General features: G+C 66.3%; 15 protein-coding genes. 9 read left to right on the forward strand and 6 right to left on the reverse strand.

Annotated features, from left to right (window positions below; translation table 11 throughout):
* Positions 1-121 precede the first annotated feature (121 nt).
* Complete coding sequence (locus MU553_RS17035) at positions 122-1,621, forward strand: sensor histidine kinase (protein WP_247379692.1); 1,500 nt, start codon at positions 122-124, stop codon at positions 1,619-1,621.
* A 64-nt stretch (positions 1,622-1,685) separates the two neighbouring features.
* Here MU553_RS17035 and MU553_RS17040 read toward each other — a convergent pair whose 3' ends face one another.
* The 4 genes from MU553_RS17040 to MU553_RS17055 all read right to left on the reverse strand — a co-directional run bounded on the left by MU553_RS17040 (position 1,686) and on the right by MU553_RS17055 (position 7,788).
* Positions 1,686-3,680: a vWA domain-containing protein gene (locus tag MU553_RS17040; RefSeq protein ID WP_247379694.1), complete on the reverse strand. Its 1,995-nt coding sequence runs from the start codon at positions 3,678-3,680 to the stop codon at positions 1,686-1,688.
* 2 nt (positions 3,681-3,682) lie between these two features.
* Complete coding sequence (locus tag MU553_RS17045; RefSeq protein ID WP_247379696.1) at positions 3,683-4,984, reverse strand: AAA family ATPase; 1,302 nt, start codon at positions 4,982-4,984, stop codon at positions 3,683-3,685.
* A 431-nt stretch (positions 4,985-5,415) separates the two neighbouring features.
* Complete coding sequence (locus tag MU553_RS17050) at positions 5,416-6,045, reverse strand: SOUL family heme-binding protein (RefSeq protein ID WP_247379698.1); 630 nt, start codon at positions 6,043-6,045, stop codon at positions 5,416-5,418.
* 105 nt (positions 6,046-6,150) lie between these two features.
* On the reverse strand, positions 6,151-7,788 hold the full coding sequence (locus tag MU553_RS17055) for a hypothetical protein (protein WP_247379700.1): 1,638 nt from the start codon (positions 7,786-7,788) through the stop codon (positions 6,151-6,153).
* A 699-nt stretch (positions 7,789-8,487) separates the two neighbouring features.
* Between MU553_RS17055 and ddfA the strand changes: the two genes are divergently transcribed.
* The 8 genes from ddfA to MU553_RS17095 all read left to right on the forward strand — a co-directional run bounded on the left by ddfA (position 8,488) and on the right by MU553_RS17095 (position 20,609).
* A complete protein-coding gene (ddfA, locus tag MU553_RS17060; RefSeq protein ID WP_247379703.1) occupies positions 8,488-8,727 on the forward strand; it encodes a DdfA family disk-determining factor in 240 nt (79 codons plus the stop codon).
* A 53-nt stretch (positions 8,728-8,780) separates the two neighbouring features.
* Entirely contained in the window at positions 8,781-9,014 is a 234-nt protein-coding gene (locus tag MU553_RS17065) for a hypothetical protein (RefSeq protein WP_247379705.1), read from the forward strand.
* A 287-nt stretch (positions 9,015-9,301) separates the two neighbouring features.
* Positions 9,302-10,618, forward strand: coding sequence for a methyl-accepting chemotaxis protein (locus tag MU553_RS17070; RefSeq protein WP_247379707.1), 1,317 nt, complete (start codon positions 9,302-9,304; stop codon positions 10,616-10,618).
* Positions 10,619-10,809: 191 nt separating this feature from the next.
* Positions 10,810-12,150 carry a right-handed parallel beta-helix repeat-containing protein gene (locus MU553_RS17075; RefSeq protein ID WP_247379709.1) on the forward strand — a complete coding sequence of 447 codons (1,341 nt, stop codon included), beginning with the start codon at positions 10,810-10,812 and terminating at the stop codon, positions 12,148-12,150.
* A gap of 322 nt (positions 12,151-12,472) precedes the next feature.
* Positions 12,473-14,236, forward strand: coding sequence for a right-handed parallel beta-helix repeat-containing protein (locus MU553_RS17080; protein WP_247379711.1), 1,764 nt, complete (start codon positions 12,473-12,475; stop codon positions 14,234-14,236).
* Between the two features lie 121 nt (positions 14,237-14,357).
* Positions 14,358-16,334, forward strand: coding sequence for a hypothetical protein (locus MU553_RS17085; RefSeq protein WP_247379714.1), 1,977 nt, complete (start codon positions 14,358-14,360; stop codon positions 16,332-16,334).
* 115 nt (positions 16,335-16,449) lie between these two features.
* Entirely contained in the window at positions 16,450-18,456 is a 2,007-nt protein-coding gene (locus tag MU553_RS17090; RefSeq protein WP_247379716.1) for a hypothetical protein, read from the forward strand.
* A 587-nt stretch (positions 18,457-19,043) separates the two neighbouring features.
* On the forward strand, positions 19,044-20,609 hold the full coding sequence (locus MU553_RS17095) for a sensor histidine kinase (protein ID WP_247379718.1): 1,566 nt from the start codon (positions 19,044-19,046) through the stop codon (positions 20,607-20,609).
* Between the two features lie 94 nt (positions 20,610-20,703).
* Here the strand turns inward: MU553_RS17095 and MU553_RS17100 are convergent, their stop codons facing one another.
* Together MU553_RS17100 and MU553_RS17105 are read right to left on the reverse strand one after the other, a co-directional pair.
* Positions 20,704-20,853, reverse strand: coding sequence for a hypothetical protein (locus MU553_RS17100; protein WP_247379721.1), 150 nt, complete (start codon positions 20,851-20,853; stop codon positions 20,704-20,706).
* 196 nt (positions 20,854-21,049) lie between these two features.
* Entirely contained in the window at positions 21,050-22,009 is a 960-nt protein-coding gene (locus MU553_RS17105) for a hypothetical protein (protein WP_247379723.1), read from the reverse strand.
* Positions 22,010-22,012 lie beyond the last annotated feature (3 nt).

Here is a 22,012-nt window from a genome sequence, read left to right on the forward strand (position 1 = left end):
TGACTGTGATAACACTGCCACCGCCACCGTCATCCGAGTAGCGAGACAGGGAGTGGAATCGGACACGGTCTGTGTCATTGCAGTGGCTTTATCCGTCGTCTGTAAGATATCGAGTTCGAGAATGCCGCCCCTCGACGCTCGAGATCTGTTGGAGAACGTCGCCGATGGCGTCGTGGTCCACGACGCAGAGACCGGGGAGATACGCGACGTCAACGGCCGTTTCTGTGACCTGTCCGGCTATGACCGCGAGGAACTGCTCGGAGCGACCGTCGATCTGGTGAGCGTCGAGGCACCTGGCTACGAACACGAGGCCGCTCAGGAGTTACTGGCCCAGGCACAGCGAGAAGGAGCAGTGAAGTTCGAGTGGCGAAACGAGACGAAGGCAGGCGAGGTCTACCCCGTCGAAGTGCACCTCTCGATCGGTCCCGATGGCGAGTTCGCTGTCGCGACCGTTCGCGACAGTAGCGAGCGCAAAGCGCGCGAACGGGAGCAGCGAGAGATGGCTGAGTACCGCGATGCGATCTTCGAGAGCATTCCCTTTCCCGTCTACGCGCTGGACGTCGAAGACTACGCGGTCGAACACGCGAACACGCTCGCGAAGGTGCAAGCGGGGGACACCTGCTACGAGGTGACACACCAGCGAGACGAGCCCTGTGACGAGGGAAGCGAGGAGACCCTGGCGTGCCCGCTCTCGGAAGTCCAGCGAACGGGCGAGTCAGTGGCCGTCGAACACACTCACTACGATGCGGACGGGACCGAGCGCATCTACGAGGTCCACGCCTCCCCGATTTTCGACGACGACGGCAACGTCGCACAGATCGTCGAGAGTAACGTCGACATCACCGATCGGGTCGAGTACCGGCAACGGCTGGAAACCCAGCGCGACGACCTGGAACTGCTCAATCAGGTAGTCCGTCACGACATCCGGAACGACCTGCAGCTCGTGCTCACGTACGCCGAGCTACTGGAAGATCGCGTGGCTGCCGAGGAGCGAGCCTACGTGGAGACGCTGCTCGAAAGCACGCGCAACGCGATCGAGGTGACCACGACGGCCCGTGAGATGGCAGACGTGATGCTCCGGGACGACCACACGCGACAGCGGGTCAGTCTCAGACAGACGCTGCTCAGCGAACTCGACGAGGTTCGCTCCGCGCAGTCGAGCGCCCTCGTGTCCGTCGATGGCGCCATCCCGGACGTCACCGTGCTGGCGAACGACATGTTGGACTCCGTGTTCCGGAATCTGCTCCAGAACGCGATCCAGCACAACGACGCGGAGATTCCCGAAGTAACCGTCTCGGCGACGGTCGGTGCTGACACGGTCACCGTCGAGATCGCAGATAACGGGCCTGGGGTGCCCGACGAGCAGAAAGAGGCGATCTTCGGGAAGGGCGAGAAAGGGCTCGACAGCAGTGGCACGGGACTGGGCCTCTACCTCGTCCGGACGCTCATCGAGAGTTACGGTGGCGACATCTGGGTGGCGGACAGAGCAGAGCATCGCTCCGCAGGCAACCGGCCGCAGACCGGTGACAGAGAGGGACAAAGTCCCTCAGCCAACCGAACTTCGTCCGACGACGACCCGGAGGGTGCAGTTTTCGTCGTCGAGTTGCCGCGCGGCGAGTGAGACGCCAGGCGTCGCTCATCGCCCGTGTCGAGGACGGACGAGACGCCGAGGGTCTCGAATCTGGTCAGCCGACGTGCGTGACGAAATCGTAGCACAGTTCCCGGCAGCGGTCGTCGATGGTCTCCGGCGTCGCGTACCGGACCGAGTCGAAGTACCTGTCGTGGTCGCCGTGGCGGTCCGTGGACTCGTCGATGTACACGCCGTACACCGGGACCGACAGCGAGGAGACGTACTGCCGATACGCGGCTTCGTGATCCGGATAACCGTCCGTGACGACGAGGATCAGGTGGTTGTCGAACGACCCGTCCAGCAGTTCCGCTCGCGCGAAGGCGAGACTGTGCGAGAGCGGCGTCCCGCCTCGGGTTTTCGCCGAAAACAGGCGGTTGCGGTGGTCCGCCGGATCAGCACCAAACGGCACCTCGAGGTGAGGGACGTTCTCGTACACCGAGAGCACTGACACGTCGGCCCCGACCGAGTAGAGGCCGCGGCCCAACTGGTACACCGCCCGCTGGGCGTGTTTGATCGCAGCGCCGCGCATCGAGACGGACCTGTCGAGGACGAACTGGACCGAGTACTCGTTGTCCTCGCCGTCGCGCATCTCCGAGCGAACGTTCCGCCGGCCAGTGACGGCGTAGGGGAGCTGTGACGATTCGAGCCGACCACGTTCGGTCCCGTAGCGGCGACTGCTGGTCCGCTCTTGCTGGAGCGTGGCGCGGAGAATCCGGGCGATCGTCTTCGCCTGCCGCTCGCATTCGTTGATCTCGTTGATCGTGATCCCCGTCCGCGACCAGTCGGTCGGGATCGTGATGCCGCCGTCGAGGCCGGTGAACGAGTGGGTCACCTGCTTCTCGTCCGGGGCAGCGTCGCCGCCGGACCGATCCCGGGCGGCCCGACTCGCCTGCTCGTGGTTCGCGAGGGTTTCCTCGTACTCGTCCGTGTCGACCGCCGTGTACGACTCGAAGGTGACCGGGTCGTGGTCGGGCGTAGCGTCGTCGCTGTCGTCGGTGGCGTCGTCGTCGGCTGACCCGTCACACAATTCCGACAGCAACTCCGTCGCGTCCGGATCGCCGTCGCCAGCGTCGGACCCACCGGCCTGCGCACGCTCCCCGCGACCGTCCTGGGGCTCGTCAGTACCCGGCGACTGCGTCGTCGACCGGGCCGCAGCAGCGGGCGTCGACTGCTGGCCGATCCCGACCGAAAAGTCGCTCCTGATGCCGGTTTCCGGGATCGCGACGTCGGGGAGGTCCGCGTGGACGTGCCGGGCGAACTCGAAGAACAGGGCGGCACGCTCCGCGCCGTCCGGTTCAGTCACGGCCTCGGTCATCACGGTCTCGATCCGGTCGTCGAACTGGTCGACGGAGACCCGTCTGGAGAACACGTGACTTCCGACGAACGCCGAGACCCGTCCGGCGTCGGCGTCCGGTTCCCACGCGACGACCGTGACGTCGCCGTCGACGACCGATTGCCAGATCCCCGAGTCGTAGAAGCCGTGGTCCAGCAGGCCGAAACCGATCGCCTCGACCGCGCCGAGACAGGTCCGCTGCCGGTGCGGGGCGACCAGGTTCTCGTAACTCAGGATCAGCTCGTCCCGGAGGTCGAACTCGCGGTCGAGAAACGCGTCGATACAGGCGTCCTCGCCCGCGTTGAACAGGAAGCGAAACAGGGACGCGAGCTCGGGGCTCGAATCCGACGCCGATCGCGCCTCGGCGAGACACTGCTCACTGTGTCGCCTGTAGGCGTCGAAATCGCTCCAGCGGAGGTGGCCGATGCCGTGGAAGGTCAGCGTCTCCTGTTCGACGAGAGTCCACACCGGCGCCGGCAGCTCCGAGACGCGCTGGTCGACCGGGTCGGCAGGCACGTCGATGCGGTGGCCGTCCTGCAGTCGGCTGTTGCGAGCGTGGTCGCCGAGGCGGACCTGCGTCGCCGTGCTGGTGCTGATCTTCGCCAGCCTGTCGAGGTGCTCCTCGCGGCGATCGCCGTGCCGGAGCGCGTCGTCGACCGGTGGCGCCGCCTCGTCGTCGTCCGCGTCAGTGCCTGAAGAGTGAAACGGGAGTCGCATGACTACCCGGCGTACGTTTCGATCGTCTTCTCGACGGAGCTCCGGTGGCCGGACTGTTCGGGGAACCGGTCGACGTACGCCGTTTTGGCGGCCTCTTTCGGCCGCATGAAGCCGTCTTCGAGGAACTCCGCGGCCCGAATCATCGAGCGGAGGGTGATCGGCTTCGGGAGCGCACCGTCGAGATAGGCCTGGCGCAGTTCGCGGCCGATCTCGACGACCTGCCGAACGTCGACCCGCCGCGTCGACGACAGGTCGACTTCCTCCAGGACGATCTCGACCTCCTGGTGCTGGTCGAGGTACTCGAATCTGAGGCTGTGCAGGCGGCTCTCGTAGGCCTTGTTGAGCTGGTTCGAGCCGGCGTAGTTCACGTTGCGCGTCCCGATGAACCGGAAGTCGTCGTGGACGGTGATCGTCTCGCCTTTCTCGGGGATCGTGACCACGGCCTCGCCCTTCTCGGTCGCCGAGTGCAGCAGCGAGGAGACGTCGCCGGAGATCATGTCGTGTTCGTCGGCCACGAACCAGCCGCCGTAGCGCATGCACTTGGTGAGGACGCCGTCGACCCACTGCATCTCGGTCGCGCCGTCGTGGCTGTACACCTCGTAGTGGCCCAGCAGATACGACATGCGGACTTCCTCCGAGAAGTTCACCTGCTCGACGCCGACGTTGACCTGCTGGGCGAGGTGGAGGATCGCCTCTGACTTCCCGGTGCCCGTCTCGCCTTTGAGATCGAGGTGGTTGCCGTGTTTCAGGGCGTGTGCCATCACGTCGAGTTCGGTCTTGCCGGCACGCACCGGGCGCTCGTAGTAGGTGTCGTGACCGGTCGGCACGGTCAACGCGTCGGGCACGTCCGTGCGAATTGCCAGCCCCTTGTACGTGCCAGCGGCGGCGTCCGTCGTCGCCGACTCATCGTCGGCAGTCGTCTCGCCCATGGACGACAGCGCCCCGTCGCGCTGGACCCACTGCATGAACTGCGCGGGGCCGAGGTCGTCGAGTTTCGCTGCCGCCGAATCAGAGCGCTGCCAGGTCGTGAGCAGCGACACGCCCTGCTGTTCGAGCACGCCGGCGTCCGTGATCCAGCCCCGCGACACCCACCGCCCGAACGCGTCCGGTCGCGACCCGGCCGCTTCGAGGCTCCCGTTCGGCCCGTCCTCGGGGTCGTACGTCGCCCGTTTCGCGTAGTCGACGAACCCCAGCACGTCCGACCGCAACTGGTCTGGGCCGTCGTGGCTTCGACCCGTCTCTGACCGTGCCACGTCGGTGGTCTCGCTTTCAGCGTCGGACTGGGACGATGAGGAGTCGGACATGTGATTCGTGGTCGCTACTGCACTGGTGGAGTGGAGGTCGTCACACCCGGGCCGTCTCCGTCGGTTCGCCGGCGGACTGCCGCTCGCGTCGGCTGCGAGTGGGGCGTGCCCGCGACTCCGAGAGCGGCAGTGTGCATGTGTTCGTTCGGGCGAACTTGGGCCTGGGAAATCATAAACCTCTGGACTAGAGTCGCGAGTCGAGAGGGCAGCAGCCGTTCGACTCGCGCCGTCCGGTTCGTCGATCTATTGTGTCTATAGGGGGTGATTTCCCACGGAACGAGTCCCAGAGAGCGACCGACAACGGACTGGCGAGGGGGACTGAGACGCCCGCTCGGGCGTGTTCCGACGGTTACACTGATCCTGGCTGGACACGAAACGAGGGGGTTCACGGCGGGCGCTCGGGCAGCGATCCCGGGCGACGCGTCGGCCGATCAGGGAGACCCAGCGACCTCGACTGCGACTTCGTTCCGCCGCATGAACGGCGGCGTCCACGGGTCGTTGTACCGCAACAGCACGGGCTCGCCGACGGGGTCCAGCCCCGCGGCGTCGAGCGTCGACAGCAGGTCCCGCTCCTGCCGCTCGACCCGCCAGTCAGGGGCGTACCAGGAGAACCGCGTCACCGCCATCGTCTTCGCCGGCTCGGTCCGCAGCGACACGGTCTGATCTGTCGGTACCGGCGCCGTGTCGGGGCTGTACGCCGCGGGCAGGTAGAACGCCATCTGCACGTCCTCGCTCCCAGTCGTTCCGGACTGGACGGGCCCCGTCATCGCGATCGACTCACTACCCTGGGTTTCGACCGGCGCGGTCATCGCGATCGACTCGCTCCCCGCGTTTTCCCCCGAGATGTACCGGAAGAGCCGTCGGAACGCCGTTCGCTGATCCGGCGCCGTCGTTTCGACGAGGACAGTCTCCGGGTAGCGCCGCAGTTCGACGCCGTCCAGCGTCTCCAGCCGCTCGTACGGGACCGATTCGGCCGAGCGCGTCGAGTAGAGTCCCCAGGTGATCCAGCCGGCGAGCAGTGCGCCGCCGCCGACGAGCGCGGCTTTCGTCCGCCGTTGCATACGCGCTCATTCGCCGGCCACGGGGAAGAATGACGCGCCCGGACCGACGGGACTGGACTCTGGCGGCCGATCCGGGAATCACCGCAGTGACCGCGGCTCAGACGCTCAGCCGTTCGGTCGGACCGTCTTCTCGCCGCTGTTGGAGACGTTGATGTTCACCGAGCCGTTGACGGGCACCGTCACGTTCGACCGGCGGACGACGGTCCCCTCGCCGTCGGTCACGACGAGGCGCACCGAGGTGCCGCTGCCGCCGCTGTCCGTCTCGTTCCGGTCGGTGATGTTCACGTCGCTGCCGGTGACGAACGCGCGCACTTTGTTCGTCTTCGAGACGAGGATCGTCTTCCCGCTGTTGGCGTTCACGAAGCCGGTGTAGGTGAGCCCGTTGCTGCTGTCCGGGATGACCTTCACCTGCCAGTAGAGCGTGTCACCGCGGACGACCGGAACCGGCTCGACCGCCTCGACGTTGTTCAGGCGCGCGACGTCCTTGTGCTGGCGGATGAACTTCGTGGCCTTCTGCGGGCCGATCTGGGCGTCGTCGTAGCGTTTGATCGCCGCCGCGCCCGTCTGGCCGTCGAACGTCCAGACTTCGTAGACGCCGCTGCCCGAGCCGGTCGGCTCGGTCGCGACGTAGTGGGTCAGTTCCGGGCTGTCGTCGGACTCGGTCGGGACGGTGACCGGCCAGTCGTTGCCGTCAGCCGGCAGATCGGCCATCTCCAGGACGCCTTCCTTCCAGAACCACTTGTTCAGCGCCCCCTGCTTGTACTTCATCGAGTTGACCTTGTAGCGAACGAGGCTGTAGGGGTAGACGCTCTGGCCGTTCAGTAGGTCGACGCTGGCCACCTTCTTCGCGGGGATGTCACGGATAGACCCGTCCTGGTCCACGACCTGCACGCCGCCGAAGTGCGGGACGGCGTACAGCTGCGGGAGCGGGAAGAGCTTGAACTGCCACTCGTGGGTGACGTACGACTGGGCGAGGTAGGCCTCGCCGTCCTGTTCGAACACGAACCGGGTGTCGGGCTGGTGGTTCACGTCCAGCCGATCGAGGTTGGTGCGGTACCCGAACGAGTCGGTGAACACCTGCCCGACCCCGTGTGTGAACTCGGTTTCGCGGACGCTGACGCGCTTTTCGGACTGTTCCATGTCCACGTAGACGGCCCCGTGCTGGGTCCCCAGCCACGCGACCATCGGATTGTCGGGAGCCAGTCCGTACGACCACGTGTACGTGTCGTTGGTGTACGTGATGTCGGATTCGGTCGTCCGATACTGCGGGAACTGCATCGACGACTGGGCGTACTTGTCACCGACTTGCCGCGGCAGCACGCGCGTGTGTGCTTTCGAGCTGTTGGGGAGGGTATCGACCGTCTGGACGTTCGCCTGCATCGCGTCGGCCGTGTGCTCGTGGGCGTAGATGCCGCCGACCACTGGCCCGACGAACAGTCCCATCACGACGACGATCCCGAGGCCGAGCGTGACGCCCGCCGTCGTCGCTCTGGCCCCGCCGACGGCGACGCCGACCACCAGCACGAGCAGCCCGATTCCGGTCCACCACACCAGCGACGGCGTCGCGACGACCGCCAGGTAGCCGAGCGACTGGACGACCGGGAGAAAGAGGACGACGCCGACCAGCAACAGGACCAGTCCGAGGACGGCGGCGACCGCCAGGGCTCTGCCGGAGAGGTCGGGAATCTCATCAGGGCGCGGTGGCTGTCCACCGTTGAGGAGGGTAATCAGCTCGCGTAACATAGGTGGCATTAGCAACATCGCTGACATTACTCCACTGGTTTCCGACTGGCCCCCCGGACGAGCTCGCCGCACTGCCCAGACAGTCGACTCGTGGCGAACGTCAGTTCCCGCGCCGACGAGAAGCGAGTCCGGCAGTTGTCGGTGGGTGTCGACCCCACACGGTGCACCGCTCCAGACAGAGCTGCATTCATAGTGAGGTGAAAAATAGTCCCATCCGGAACCTGTGGAGATCGACGTACTGTATATATTTTCACACATTGAGAACGCTCGATGCGCTTTCTTTCCGTCCCCTGGAAGTCGTCATCGTCGCGGGACGGATCCAGCTCCTTCAGCCCGACTGCGCCGTATCCCGTGATTGCGGGGCTCATGTCATCCCGCACTCCGATTTCTCGACGAGACCGAGAAGCGCGTAGATATTACGTCTCGCCGACGCGAGAGACGAGGTCGTCCCGCACTCGGTTCGCTCGACACTGGACTCCGCATGGCCAACTCAGCATAACTGGGAGGGCAGAACACGCACCCAGGATGCGCAATTGACAATTGTTGGGATGTGAAGGAGAGGTGTGTGCATCGACGTACACCGTCGAGGTTTTCGAATTATCTTCCATGAAAATGGAAAATTGCAGAACATACCAAAACAGCTAAACAGCTAGCTGTTGGCTCTCCAATACAATGGAGGAAGTTGGGAGGGGCTCCAACGTGTGTGAACATGCGACGCTCTCTGAGAAAGTAATTACAGACATCGCGAAGCGGGAAGGCGTCTCGCCGACGGAACTGACGCCGCTTCACGCGGTCGTCGATCCGGACGCGCTCGACGCACTGTTTCAGCCGACGCCGGACTCGGTCCGCATGGACGGCGACGTCTCCTTTCGCTACTGTGGCTACAGGGTGACGGCCAACGCGGACGGCTGCGTCGAGTTGACGCGACTGGACGGGTAGCCCGGAACGTCGAGTCGAATCGTATTTACTCGCGAGAAAAAACCACGAACCGAATGGCAGCGACCGTGCGGCAGTACGTCGACGTCTGTCTCCACCCGCAGCATCTCGTCCGAACGCTCGCGATCACGGCCCTCGTCGGGACCTGGCTCACGCTGTACAACCAGGGACACCTCCTCGTGGCTGGCGAGGTCTCGACCGCGCTGCTGGGCAAAGTCGCGCTCAACTACCTCACCCCGTTCGTCGTCTCGAACTGGGGGCTGATCTCCCGCGAGGCCGACGACGAGTAACTGCCGCCACCGAGGAACAGACGGCGACGACCGAGGACATCGAGACACTCCGAGCGGAAGTCGAAGAGCAGGCCCGGTGACGCCGGACAGGTGCGCGTGAACGGTTACAGTTACTGAAAGAGGCCTCATTCTACAACGTTGTGAGATAGTGTCGGCGCGTGAGAGGGGAATCCGTGTAACCAGCGGAGAGAAACGAACGATCTTGCAACACAGCCGCTGCACGGTTATATAAAGCGTGTCCAATTACAGCACCACAGATAACAGGTGTTTTTGTGTCGACACTAGTGATGGCAGCTCAGTCGGGAGCAGGCACGCTCGCACCGGACGGGGAAACTGACGCAGGCGCGTTCTGGCGGCACACATTCGAGACGCTCATCGAACAGCTTCCCGAACCCGCGTTCGTCGTCGACGACGACGGCACCATCACGCACTGGAACGACGGGGCGGAAGCGTTCACCGGATACGACGAGTCCGAGGTGCTCGGCAGGCCGGCCTACGACGTGTTCAACACGAAGGGGCAGAGCGAGACGCTCGCCGAGACGGTCGCACGCACGGGCGAGGTCGTTCGGGAAGACGACATCCGGTCGGCGGAAACCGCATCGGGCGAGACGTTCCACGCGCGCGTGCTCGGCGTTCCGATCACCGCGCCGTCGGGCGAGATCGTCGGCGCCGTCGAGATCATGACCCGCGTCACCGAACTCATCGAACAGCGGGAGGCGATCCGGGAACTCCAGTCGCAGATGTCGACCGACGTCGAGAGCGCGGTCGAGGAACTCCGCGACTCGGCGACCGACGTCGCGGAGAACTCACAGGAGATCAGCGACCTCGCCCAGAGCCAGACGGACAACCTCACCGAGGTACAGTCGGAAGTCTCGACGTTCAGCGCGACCGTCGAGGAGATCGCCTCCAGCGCCGAAGAAGTGAGCAGCCAGAGCAACGAGGCGCGCGAACTGGCCGAGGACTCGGCGGAGACGGCGACCGAGACCATCGACACCATGAGCGAGGTGACCGCGTCGGCCGACGACGTCGCCGACGACGCCCAGCACCTGCGCGAGCGGATCGAGGACATCGACGAACTCGTCCACGTCATCAACGACATCGCCGACCAGACGAACATTCTCGCGCTCAACGCCTCCATCGAGGCCGCCCGCGCCGATCAGAGCGGTGACGGGTTCGCCGTCGTCGCCGACGAAGTCAAAACCCTCGCCGAGGAGTCCAAACAGCAGGCCGACGAGATCGACGAGATCGTCACCGAAATCCGGGAGCTGACGATCGAGACCGTCGAGAACGTCGACGCGACGAACGACGAGATCCACCAGTCCGTGACCAAGCTCCGGGAACTCGCGGACAATCAGCAGGCGATCGTCGAGGCGATCCAGGACACCGACGAGGGCATCCGCGAGATCGCCACCACGACCGACGAACAGGCCGCCAGCGCCGAAGAGATCGCCAGCATGGTGGACGACGTCGTCGCCGACAGCCAGAACGTCGCCGGTGCCGTCGACGACGTCGCCGCGGCCAACGAAGAGCAGACCATGATGGTCCAGGACATCGAGGAGAACGTCCAGCAACTCGAAGCCGAGATCGAGGCACGCCTGGACTGACCGGCCGGCGAGTCCCCAGTCACCCGTCTCGGAATCGGTATCTGGGTCCGCCCCATGAAGATCGGTAGTAGATGCTTAGTGCTGGCCCGTGAGCGTATGCGACGGGTAACAACGGGACGCGGCGACGTTTCACCGCCGTGAGATGGGGACCTCGCGTCCGTCGCCGCCGAGTACTGGCGAGTCTCGGTGTTGTGAGCACCGGCGTGGTCGGAGGGTGTTCCCTCCTCGATCCAGCGCGGAACCAGGACCCGTCGTCCCCGCTGTGGACGCCACAACAGATCCCCCGGCGCGAGAAACCGACGGTCGACCCGGAGTTCGAGACGCGCCTCGACGCCGTCGAAGCGGGGGCCGACCCGACCGGCGAGACGCCGATCGATCACCTGCTCACCGACCACACCGAGGAGACGCTGCTCGTGTTTCCCGACGGCCAGTACGCGGTCGAGAACGTGACGATCGAGCGTCCGAGGAACCTCGGCTGGCGGGCGGCCGACGGCGCCACGCCGACGCTGGTCCCTGCCGAGTCGACGCCGGCCGGTGGGTCCGAGTGGCTCTCGTTCAGTGACGCGGAGAACCTGGTACTCGACGGGCTCACCTACGACTTCCGTCGGCCCGGAACCAGTGGCGGGACGGTCATCAGCGGGCCGGGCGACGTGCTCGTCCGCGACCTGACCGTGCGCGGTGAGTTCGATCGCCACGATCAGCAGTTGCTCCGGATCGACGTGACCGACGACGACGGCGTGGCGCTCGTCGAGCGACTCGTCGCCAGCGGCACTCGCCAACCCGGCGTGAACACGACCGGTCCCTACGTCGGGCGCCACCACGCTGGCACGGTGTTTTTCAGCGACTGCCGCCTGTCGCAGTTCTCCGACAACGCGATCTACGCGTCGCCCCCGGGCGGACAGAACGGCGAGTTCGACGCCGAGGACGGGCTGGTCGTCGTCGACGGGGGCCTGTTCAGAAACAACAACATCGCCAGCATCCGCCTTGGGTCGACGGGGGCGACCGCGCGGAACGCGACCATCGTCGTCGACGAGACGCCGCCCCACCCGAACGGGCTCGACGTCCGAGGCATCAGACTCCGGGGCATGCGAGAGCAGGTCGTCGACAACTGCACGATCAAGTACGGCCCGAACGCGGGCATCGGCACTGGGGCGATCGCGATTCACGGCGACAACGGGCGTGCGACCGTCCGGAACACGCAGATTCTGATGGACCGGAACGAGATGGACGCGATCCGGGCGAAGGCCCCCGACGTCGACGGCCCGGTCGGCGTCGTGCTCGAGAACGTCGACATCACCGGGTCGGCCGGCGGCAAGAGCGCGATCCGCATCGACGAGCGCCCCGAGACGGTCCTCCACCGCTGTTCGGTCCAGCAGACCGGTCGTCACCGGAACGGCGTTCTCCTGGTCGATTCCGGCCGCAGCGTCCTCTCGGAGACGACGATCGCCGTCACCGGCCAACCGCTCGTCACGCGGAACTCGCCGGTCGAGACCGCCCACCTGGAGACAACGCGGCTCCCGTCTGACGACTAGCTGTCCGCAAGAGTTGCCGTTTTGCCCGTGACCGGACGTAGTCCACACGTAGAACTGGTGAAAGCTACAGACGTGTAAAGCAATCTTGTTGTTTCCATCTCTAGAACGTAATCAAATATTTGCCAAACTTAGCTGACTGGTAAGTAGACCTATCCAAATAGCGTGTGAGTATTGGTATCTGATAGTTGTATAAATCTACTCTGACAGAAGAGAATTAATTAAGGCATCTATTCCTCGCGCTATGGTGAAACGGCAGCAACCAGAGCGTGATCGATCTAACGTGGATTCGGACAGTAAGCGGGGACTACTCGGGCGGCGTTCGATGCTGAAGCTGGTCGGGGCGACGGCGGCCGTGGGGCTGCTCGGGTCGACGACCGTCACGGCCCAGCAGATTTCGACGGACTTCATCAGCGAGGTCGAAGCGGTTCGGACCGCCAGTGCCGGCTACGGGGCGACCGTGACGGCCGCCGACGCCGACTACACGGTCGGGACCAGCGACGAACTGCTCGACGCGCTCGGGACCGCATCGAGCGGCGAGATCGTCTTCGTCCGGGGCGACGCGGAGATCGACCTGAGCGGGCGCGAAGACGTCGAGATTCCCGGCGGCGTCACGCTCGCCTCCGACCGGCGCGTGAACGGTGCGAGTGGTGGACTGATCTACTCCGACGACCACGTCGGGCGCTTTCTCACCACCGGCGGTGACGACGTGCGCGTGACCGGACTCCGAGTCCGCGGCCCGCACCCGGAAGGGTTCTTCGAGACGGACGACATCTGGGACCACCTCGGCATCGGGTTCCAGGTCGACCACGACGACGTCGAGGTGGACAACTGCGTCATCGAAGGGTGGCCCATCGCCGGCATCAAGCCCGAAGACGGCAACGACACCCACATCCACCACAACCGCATCGAGAACAACGCCGGGGACGGCATGGGATACGGCATCCAGGTCCAGAGCGATCAGATCATCATCGAGTACAACTCCTTCGGCCTCAACCGCCACTGCATCGCCTCGAACGGCGGCAGCGGCGTCGGCTACACCGCCCGGTACAACGTCACCGGACCGGAGCAGGAGGACCACGCCTTCGACGTCCACGAGCCCGGCGGAGACTTCTTCGACATCCACCACAACTGGTTCCAGCACACCGAGACGATCCACGGCAGCGAGATCGAGGCGATCAAGATCCGCGGCGTCCCGGACGACGTCTGTACGGTCCACCACAACCTCTTCGCCCACGAGGACCCGGCGGAGGGTCCCGACTCCGACGAGGGGATCGTCATCAATCAGGACGCCGGCAGCAGCGACTGGGAGAACATGGAGGTCTACGAGAACGAGTACGGCGTCACCGATCCGTCGGGCATCTCCTCACCCGACGACGGCAGCGACTCCGGCGGCACCGACGACCCGACGACCACGAAGACCCTCGAGTATCAGGCTGCGGCTAACCCGGACCCGATGACGGTCTCGTTCACCGTCGATGGGTCCGTGAGCCGGGGGAGCGAAGCGGAGGACGTCGATACGATCGAGGCGGGCAACAACGGCACCGTAACGGCGACAAGCGTCAGCTTTGATCCGGAAGCGCTGGACTCCTGGCACGTCACCGGCGACATCGTCGACTACGAGATCAGCGGCGGCGACCTCGAACGCGTCACCTACGACGGGACCGACACCACCTTCGAGGAGATCGTCGGCCAGCAGTCGAGGGACGACGGGAGCAGCGGTGACGGGTCGAACGACGGCTCGGACAGCGGCTCCGACGGCTCCGACGGCTCCGACGACTCCGGCAGCGACGGCGGGTCTGACGGCGGCTCCGACGGCGACACGCAGACGCTGTCGAACACGCTCATCGTCGACGGGACCGAGGGCGACGACTTCGGCACCTACGAAGTCACGGTCAGCGGTCGCATCGAGGCGGCGGAGTCACTGAGCAGCGACGGGACGTGGGGCACCCAGCAACACGTCTCTCCGGACGGAACGCGGGCCTACGGCCTCATCTACGGCAACGCCGACGGGTTCCGGTTCTCCGGACAGCTCACCGGCATCAGCATCGACGGCGACGCAAAGGTGACCGTCACCAGCGCCGAATAAGCGCTGCTCCCCGGTCGATACCGATTCGGAGCGGCGAGCGACGCCGGGCGTTCGGAAGCAACTGCTTTCAGCCGAGAAGCAACCACTAACAATGGGGTACTACGCTGGAACTTCGGAGCAAATGAGCTTCCGCGTCCGGTCGTATATCGTCTCACCAAAAGCGCTCGTGCTGGTAATCGTCGGCGCTGGCGTGTTGGGGATGCTCGTCCAGCAGGTGTACTCCAACCCCTACTCGACGGCGATTCCACCGCTGCTCATCTGCGGTGGGATCGTCGGCTGGGGCGTCCGGAACGAAGCGGAGTTTCACGCCCCGATTACGGTGTCGGACAGGGGTCTGGTGATAAGCTACGTTTTGGTCGCCGCCGGCGTCCTGGTCGCCTACGCCAGCACGGGGTTCCACAGGCCGTTCGATCTGCCTGTGTTACTGCTCCTCCTGTACGTCGTCACGCTCGCGTGCGTGTTCATGCTCGAGCGGGCCGACGTCGCCGTCGCGCTCGTCGCACTCACGGGCGTGTTGCATCGCGGCTTCGTCTACTATTCGAGTTCCGTCCAGGTCGGGTTGGACCCGCTCTTTCACACGAGCGTCGCCGCTGCGATCAGAGACACCGCACAGCTCACACCGCTCGCGTACTCGAAGTACTGGTACGCGCCCTTTTTCCACCTGCTGACGGCGGCGACCTCGGGCGGCCTCGGGGTGTCCGTCCGGGACGCAGCCTTCCTGACGACGATCATCGCGACCGTCGTGCCGGTCGTCACCATCGCGATCGTCCTCGGTCGGATCTGGCAACCCCACGTCGGCGCGCTCGGCGCCTTCCTGTTCGTGGCGTCTCGACTGAGCGTCGAACAGACGGCCAACACCGGTCCCGAGTCGCTCGGGATCACGCTGTTCGTCCTGCTTCTCGCGCTCGCGATCAGCTACCTGGAGTACGGGACCGACTCGCGGTCGACGCTGTTCGCCTTCGGGGTCACCCTGCTGGTCCTCGTGTTCACCCACCAGTTCAGCCTCTTCGTGGCGGCGCTCGCGATCAGCGTCTACACCGGCGTTCAGGTGCTGTGGCGAGGGCGACCGGGGAGACGAGAGATCACCCTCTGGGGACTCCTGGTTTCGGCCGTCGCGTTCCAGACGTCGATCACGAAGTACGACGGGCCGGCCGGCGGCGGCGAGCCGTTTCTCGTCGAAGTCGCGGGCGGCATCCTGACCGACCTCACCACGTCGGTGTCCCGCGGCGGTCGGGTCGAATCGCTCCCGCACCTCCGGGACGTCACGCTGTCGGGCGCCGACAGCAGCGGCCTCCCCCTGGTTCTCAGTCTCGCGATCCTGTACGGCTTCGCCGTCGCGGGCGCGATTTACTGGATCTCACAGGATCGGGAGTTCCACGTGCGGACCGGGTTGGGCCTCGGCGTGGTCGTGACCACGCTCAGCGCGATCGGTCTCGGCACGCCCCTGCTCGGGATGAACGCCCTGCTGCCCGGGCGGTGGTTCCTGTACCTGGTGCCGCTGCTCGCGATCTTCGCGGCGCCTGGGGTCGCGATGACCGCCAGCGCCGGCGCCCGACTGCTGTCCGGGCGACGCGCGAGCCGCGGCAGCGTCGTGTTGAGCGTGGCGCTCGTCCTCGCGCTCCCGTACCTCCTGTTCGCCATCGGGAGCGTCGCCACGTCGGTCGATGGCCCGTACTTCGACGACGCACCGGGTGCGGCGCGCGCCGCGACGAACGCGACCGAGGCCGACCTCTACCGCTTCCTCGACCAGCACGGCCCCGGTGAGGAGTTACCGGCCAGAGGCGCGGAGAACCCGTACGACGACTCCCGAACGAACATCGTGGCCGACCACGTCGCCAAGCAGGTCATCTCGCGGCACTACCACCAGCCGGCAGTGTACTACAAAACACACGTGGGAGACTCCGGGCCGGCCTACGAGACGAACGCGCTGCTCGTCCACCGCGCGTACGCTCGGACCCCCCACGTCTCCTACGACATCGAGTATCTCGACGAGGAATACCGCGTGTTCGGGCCGCTTCCGACCCCCAAGCACCCCCAGATCGTGTACTCGAACGGCCCCGATCGCGTGTTGTTCGTGAACCAGTCGAGTTCGGACTGACCCGCCGAGACGCCCCACGTCCGAGCAGCGGTCTGCCGGTCGCGGAGCGCGTGACCGCTCCCGACAGCCGCATCGCTCGGGTGACAGAGACCCCCAGCCAGCGACCCACCCACCCATGCCAGACAGCTCCGACACACGCACCGACGAGTCCCGTCCCTCCAGACGCGATTACCTCGTGACAGCCGGCAGCCTCGGCACCGGATTGGCCGGCGGCTGTCTCGGGGCCGACCCGCCCCAGCCAGCGCAGTCCGACGCCGACCCCACCGCGACCAGCCAGCCAGCGAACCGACGGGAAGACTTCCTCTGGCTCGGCAGCGGCCTGTGGCGCGACGAGGCGATTCGGCGGAACCTGTTCGCGTTCGCACGTCGCCACGACCTCGCGGTCGTGCTCGTCCAGCCGACGCCGAGCAACGGCTCGCTCGTCGAGGCGTTCAGGCCGCCGCTCGAAGCCGCCAGCGAGTTCGGGCTCGACGTCTGGCTCAACGCCGGCCTCGTGACCCAGGCGTCGGCAGAGACCCTCGTTACGGACGACGACGCCCGCGCGGACCACCTCGACCGCCTCCGGGCGGTCGCGCGCCTGCACGGCGAGTTGTTCGAGAGCGGCCGGATCATCTGCTGGCAGGAGGCGCCGGTCATGGGGCAGTGGACCGCAGACGGCGACTGGAATCCGCGGTCCGTCGACAACCTCCTCGAGTTCGGGCCGGACCTGTTCGCCGCCCAGCAGCGCGCCGTCGCCGCGGCGAACGACGCGCTCGCCGTCGGGATCTTCGTCCACTACCCCTACATCGTCGACTCGAAGTGGCCCGAGGTGTTCCCGGAACTGACGGACCGGCTCCGGGCGCACGACGCCCCGCCGGACTTCGGCTTCACCGACTTCTATCGCGGCTGGTACGAGATGGCCGCCGGACCGGAGCCGGCCAACGCGGCGGTTCGCAGCCTCCTCTCGAACGCCCGGGACGCGCTCGGCGACCGCCCCGTGTTCTACCTCGGCCAGAGCCACACGATCAATCCGGCCCACACGCCGAGCAAGCAGGCGCTGCGGATGAATCTGCGAGCCGCCACCGAGACGGGCGCAGCCGGCATCGGCTGGTACCTCGGCGGGAACTACGTGCCGACCAAGCAGGGATTCGACCCGTTCGTCCCCAACGACGAGGGGGTCGACTTCCGGAGCGACGCCGTCAACACGCTGACCGTCGCCCGCGATCGCTTCCTGTACGCGTGGCTGGCGACGCGGCAGGCCGCGCGCGACTTCAGCGCCGACGACGCGTTCGACCTCTGGCTGGTCGGCGACGAGTTCGGGCTCTACGACCACCGGCTGTCGGTGCGGACCGTCGACGGCGCCTGGGAGTACCTCGGGGACTTCGGCGGGTACGCTGACGGCGACTACCCCGGCGACAGCGCGGTCACCAACCGGGCGACCGCGTTCCGCGGGCTCAGTCGCGAGCGCTTCCTCGCGGACGGGACGCTCACGTGTCGCGTCGAGACCCGCACCGAGAGCGACGGCGCCCGCCTGCAGGCAGCGGCCGTGATGCCCTGCGACCCGGCCGCCTACGTGACCGAGCGCGAAATCGCGGCGGTCGCTGGTGGCGTCGTTCCGCTGTGGCCGTTTCAACTCGGGCGAACGACGGGGGGAACCACGTTACCACCGGGGTCGACGCGCCGCGTCGCGGTTCCCGTCACCGACGACGGCACGCGGTCGCTCGCACACCTCCGTCACCCCGAGTTCGTCGCGGCGTACCAGCGACTGGCGTCGCTCGAAGCGCGAACCGACCTCGATCCGGCAGCCCGGTTCGACCTGTGGGTCCGCGGAAGCGGCCTCGCGGACCCGTCGTCGCTCCCCTCGCTCCGTGACCGGGACGGCACTGCGAGAGCGCCGGCTGAGCTGGGCGTCACCGCCACGACCGACGGGCTGGCCATCTGCCACGGTCTCGAACGGACCCGGTTCCTCGACGGGGACGGCCTGCAGCCGGTGAACGACGCCGACGCGGCCGTGGAAGCGGTCTACGCGATGCCCTACGCCGGAACCGCCGCGTTCCGCTCGCCGACGCGAGCGGCCGCGCTGCTGGCAGCACAACCCGAGGAGGCGCGGCTCTTCAGCCTCGACGCCGTCGGATCGGTGTGAACCGCGTCCCGGGGACCGAGCGGCCCGCGGACGAACGCCCGCCCGCCGAAAGATTCATGGTATGCTAACCCATACCATGAGATGTCGAGGTGATCTAACAGTCTACTCGAGACGCGACCCGTCGCTCCTGGCCGTACAGACCGCTGACACCCAGTCATCTCGTTCCTGCACGTGAGCCGCCAGTGCCACCCTGGCCTATTCGCTCGTTTCCGTTGGACTCGCCGCCGAGCAACTGCGCGCGATACGAGCCGAGCAGACCTGTCGCCGTCCAGTGTTCCGGCTCGCTCGTCTGCACTCGGGAGCGTCGCGACACGTCGGACTACGACCGCGTAAAAGATGGAGACGACCGCCAGATGTCGCGGGGAAACAGATTGTCCCGATTCCATGTCGACGCCGATTCCAGAGTGGGGTGGAGCCACGTTGCCGTCCCGCGACACCAGAACCCAGCCACGGGTTGGTAAAAACTGACGGGGTGCGTTTTCAAGATGTTAGAATCCCTGTGAGTCGGGGCCAGAACGTGACACTCGTCACCGAGTTTCGTGCTGTGTTTCTGAACGTTCTTTAGACTGGGTTCCGAAGGCGAGGTAGTGGCCCCTCGACAGAGGCTGACGCGGGAACTGGTTGCCGGAGTCGTGAGTGGCGTCGGCGCAGTCGCGAGCGCGGTCAATCTCCTGCACCTGTTCGAGGAGACCGGCGTCGTCGCGATCGTGACGGGCGTCCTGGTACCGATGGGGCTCTCGGTCACGCTCGTCGGCAGTGGCTACTGGCTCTATACGAGCGCTATCGAGACGGAGTTCGTCCCGCGAGTCGGCGTGTGGTTCGTCAGTGGCGTCGTCGGCATGGCAGCGATCGGAGCCGTCCTGCTCGTGTATCAGTCCGCCGAAGACGGGGTGATTCGGCACGGTTGGTTCGTCCTGGGGAACTTGCTGACGACGGGGGGCATCGGTGGCTTCGTCGTCGGTGTCTACGACGCGCGACAGCGCCAGCACCAGCGCGACCTCTCGGATTCGCGCGCACGGTACCGGACGCTGACCGACGTGGCACCGGACGCGATGGTCGTCGCCGACAGCGAGACCGGGGAGATCATCGACGCCAACGCGGAAGCCGAGACGTTGTTCGGTCGCTCGCGAGACGAACTGGTCGGGATGCACCAGACTGCGCTCCACCCCACAGACCGGACCGACGCGTATCGGGAGCTGTTCGAGCGCCACGTCGACGCCGAGAAACAGGTGATGACGGCGCTCCCGGACGGCTCTGACATTCACGTGGTGACCGGCGACGGCGAGACGGTGCCGGTCGAGATCAACGCCGCAGTCTTCGAACAACGCGACCGGTCGCTGGTGCTGGGCATGTTCAGAGACGTCTCGCGACGCAAAGCACGAGAGCGGGAGATGGAACGGACCACCGAAGAACTCGAAATCCTGAACCGCGTCGTTCGACACGACATCCGCAACGACATGGAAGTCGTCAGCAGTTGGCTCGACCTGCTCGACGACCACGTCGATCCGGAGGGCGAGGAGATCATCGACCGCGTCACGAACGCGACCGCCCACACGATCGAACTCACGGACGTCGCGCGCGACTACGTCAAGGTCATCACCGGCCAGGAAACGCAGGACCACACCCGGGTGTCTCTCGCACGCGTGCTCACCGAGGAGGTCGAAACCCGCCGCACGACGTATCCTGACGCCGAGTTCACGATCGAGGACCCGCTCCCGTCCGTCGAGGTCGTCGCGAACGAAATGCTGTCGTCCGTCTTCCGGAACCTGCTGAACAACGCCGTCCAGCACAACGACAAAGCGACGCCTCGAGTGTGGGTCTCGGTCGAGACGTCGCCGGAGACGGTCACCGTCCGCATCGCGGACAACGGCCCCGGCGTCCCGGACGACCGGAAGGACGACGTCTTCGGCAAAGGAGCGAAGGGCCTCGAGAGCCCCGGCACCGGGATCGGCCTGTACCTCGTACAGCAACTCGTCGCCGAGTACGGGGGCGACGTCTGGGTGACCGACAGGGACCCACAGGGAGCCACCGCCAGTCAGCCGGTAGCCGACGCCGGCACGACGACGGCCGCCGGTTCGGACGCGCAGGCCGAGCACGCGGCCGACGCCGACGGCGCCGTCTTCGTCGTCGAACTCCAGCGCGCCGACTCCTGACGCTGGACGAGTAGGTGACCGAGAAGCGTCACCGTGACGGACGACAGCATCGCCGACGAGCAGCGACGAGAGAAGGCGTCGCTCGAAACCGCTCTCAGGAGAGGTCGGGGACGAGCGGGGCGTCCGCTACGCGCGCCTCTGCCGAGCGTTTGTGGAGGCCGCCGTCCGCGCGAATGGTCGGCTGGCTGGCGGTGGTCTCGCTCGAAACGTCGGGCACGATCGGTGCAAACGCCTCGTTTCGCATCGTATCTCTACCGTCTACCTCCTCCACCATAAACCTTCATCATCTATCATCGCATTCCCGGCAACGTTTGTCGGCAACGGCGTGGTACCACTTGTCTCGGTTGTTTGCCGACCTTCAGCGACGTGCAGGAGTCACAGAGCACAGGCTCACCGAATGCCGTAGAAGACTGCTAAGAACGTTGCGAGACGGACGGCCGCTATCGTGCCGTCAAGGACCCCAGCACGTCGCGCAGTTCGGACGCGCCGGCGACGCTGACACAGGAGATGAAGGCGACTGTCCCGAGTTTGCCGCCGGCGCCCGCGAAGACTGGTGTGACCACGACGAACACCAGCCCACACAGCACTCCAGCGAGGGCGACGGCGCGTTCCGTCACCAGTCGGTCGGGCGAGGACATCCCGACGAACGAGGCACAGAAGGCAGCGGCGGCGAGCGTGCCGCCGACCGTCGGCAGAGCCACGGGGAGCGCGACGCCGGCAACGACGCCGACGAGCGCCGAGCCGATCACGGCACCGAGATCGAAGCGGACGGACAGCGCGAACGTCGCGACGGCACCGACGACGGTCACCGGCACGATCAGGGAGGCACGCCCCCACTGGATCGGCGTCCCGCTGGCGAACGTGGCGCCGGACAGGGCGACCGTCGTGAGGCACCCGAACAGCGCGAGCGTCCCGAGTTTGCCGCCGTAGCCACCGAAGGACTCGGTCGCGGCGACGAACGCCAGCCCGGCGACCACGCCCGCGACGCCGAGAGAGGCGACGGACGGAAACACCGCGGGTGACGCCATCCCGACGAACGAGCCGCAGTAGACCGGGACGTCGACCTCGGGGAGCGCGACGCCGGCCGCCAGCCCGACAGCGGCCGACGCGAGCACCGGCCCGAAGCCGGCGTGGACGCTCAGCCCGTAGGTGAGAGCAGCCCCGGCGACAACGGCCACCACGTCGCGGCCGTCGCGGTGCGTGAATCCGGTCGCACCCAGTTGTCCGACCACGTGGTCGCGCTCCACGACGGCAGCGAACCCGCCGACGAGCAAGACGCCGCCCTCCAGGGTGAGCGCACCCATCGAGAGGGCAGCCGGTGCCGCGAGCGCGTTCACCAGCAGGGCGACCGGCGTCACCACGAGGGCGACGTAGCCAGCGCGCTGTATCGTCCCGTACACAGA

The sequence above is a fragment of the Halorientalis brevis genome (assembly GCF_023077655.1).

What these genes read in the sequence shown, in the direction of transcription:
- MU553_RS17050 (WP_247379698.1), bottom strand. Translation starts at nt 6,045, where the DNA reads ATGCAACGGCGGACGAAAGCCGCGCTCGTCGGCGGCGGCGCACTGCTC.
- MU553_RS17080 (WP_247379711.1), top strand. Translation starts at nt 12,473, where the DNA reads ATGCTGAAGCTGGTCGGGGCGACGGCGGCCGTGGGGCTGCTCGGGTCG.
- MU553_RS17055 (WP_247379700.1), bottom strand. Translation starts at nt 7,788, where the DNA reads ATGTTACGCGAGCTGATTACCCTCCTCAACGGTGGACAGCCACCGCGC.
- MU553_RS17035 (WP_247379692.1), top strand. Translation starts at nt 122, where the DNA reads ATGCCGCCCCTCGACGCTCGAGATCTGTTGGAGAACGTCGCCGATGGC.
- MU553_RS17040 (WP_247379694.1), bottom strand. Translation starts at nt 3,680, where the DNA reads ATGCGACTCCCGTTTCACTCTTCAGGCACTGACGCGGACGACGACGAG.
- MU553_RS17090 (WP_247379716.1), top strand. Translation starts at nt 16,450, where the DNA reads ATGCCAGACAGCTCCGACACACGCACCGACGAGTCCCGTCCCTCCAGA.
- MU553_RS17065 (WP_247379705.1), top strand. Translation starts at nt 8,781, where the DNA reads ATGGCAGCGACCGTGCGGCAGTACGTCGACGTCTGTCTCCACCCGCAG.
- MU553_RS17070 (WP_247379707.1), top strand. Translation starts at nt 9,302, where the DNA reads ATGGCAGCTCAGTCGGGAGCAGGCACGCTCGCACCGGACGGGGAAACT.
- MU553_RS17045 (WP_247379696.1), bottom strand. Translation starts at nt 4,984, where the DNA reads ATGTCCGACTCCTCATCGTCCCAGTCCGACGCTGAAAGCGAGACCACC.
- MU553_RS17100 (WP_247379721.1), bottom strand. Translation starts at nt 20,853, where the DNA reads ATGCGAAACGAGGCGTTTGCACCGATCGTGCCCGACGTTTCGAGCGAG.
- MU553_RS17085 (WP_247379714.1), top strand. Translation starts at nt 14,358, where the DNA reads ATGAGCTTCCGCGTCCGGTCGTATATCGTCTCACCAAAAGCGCTCGTG.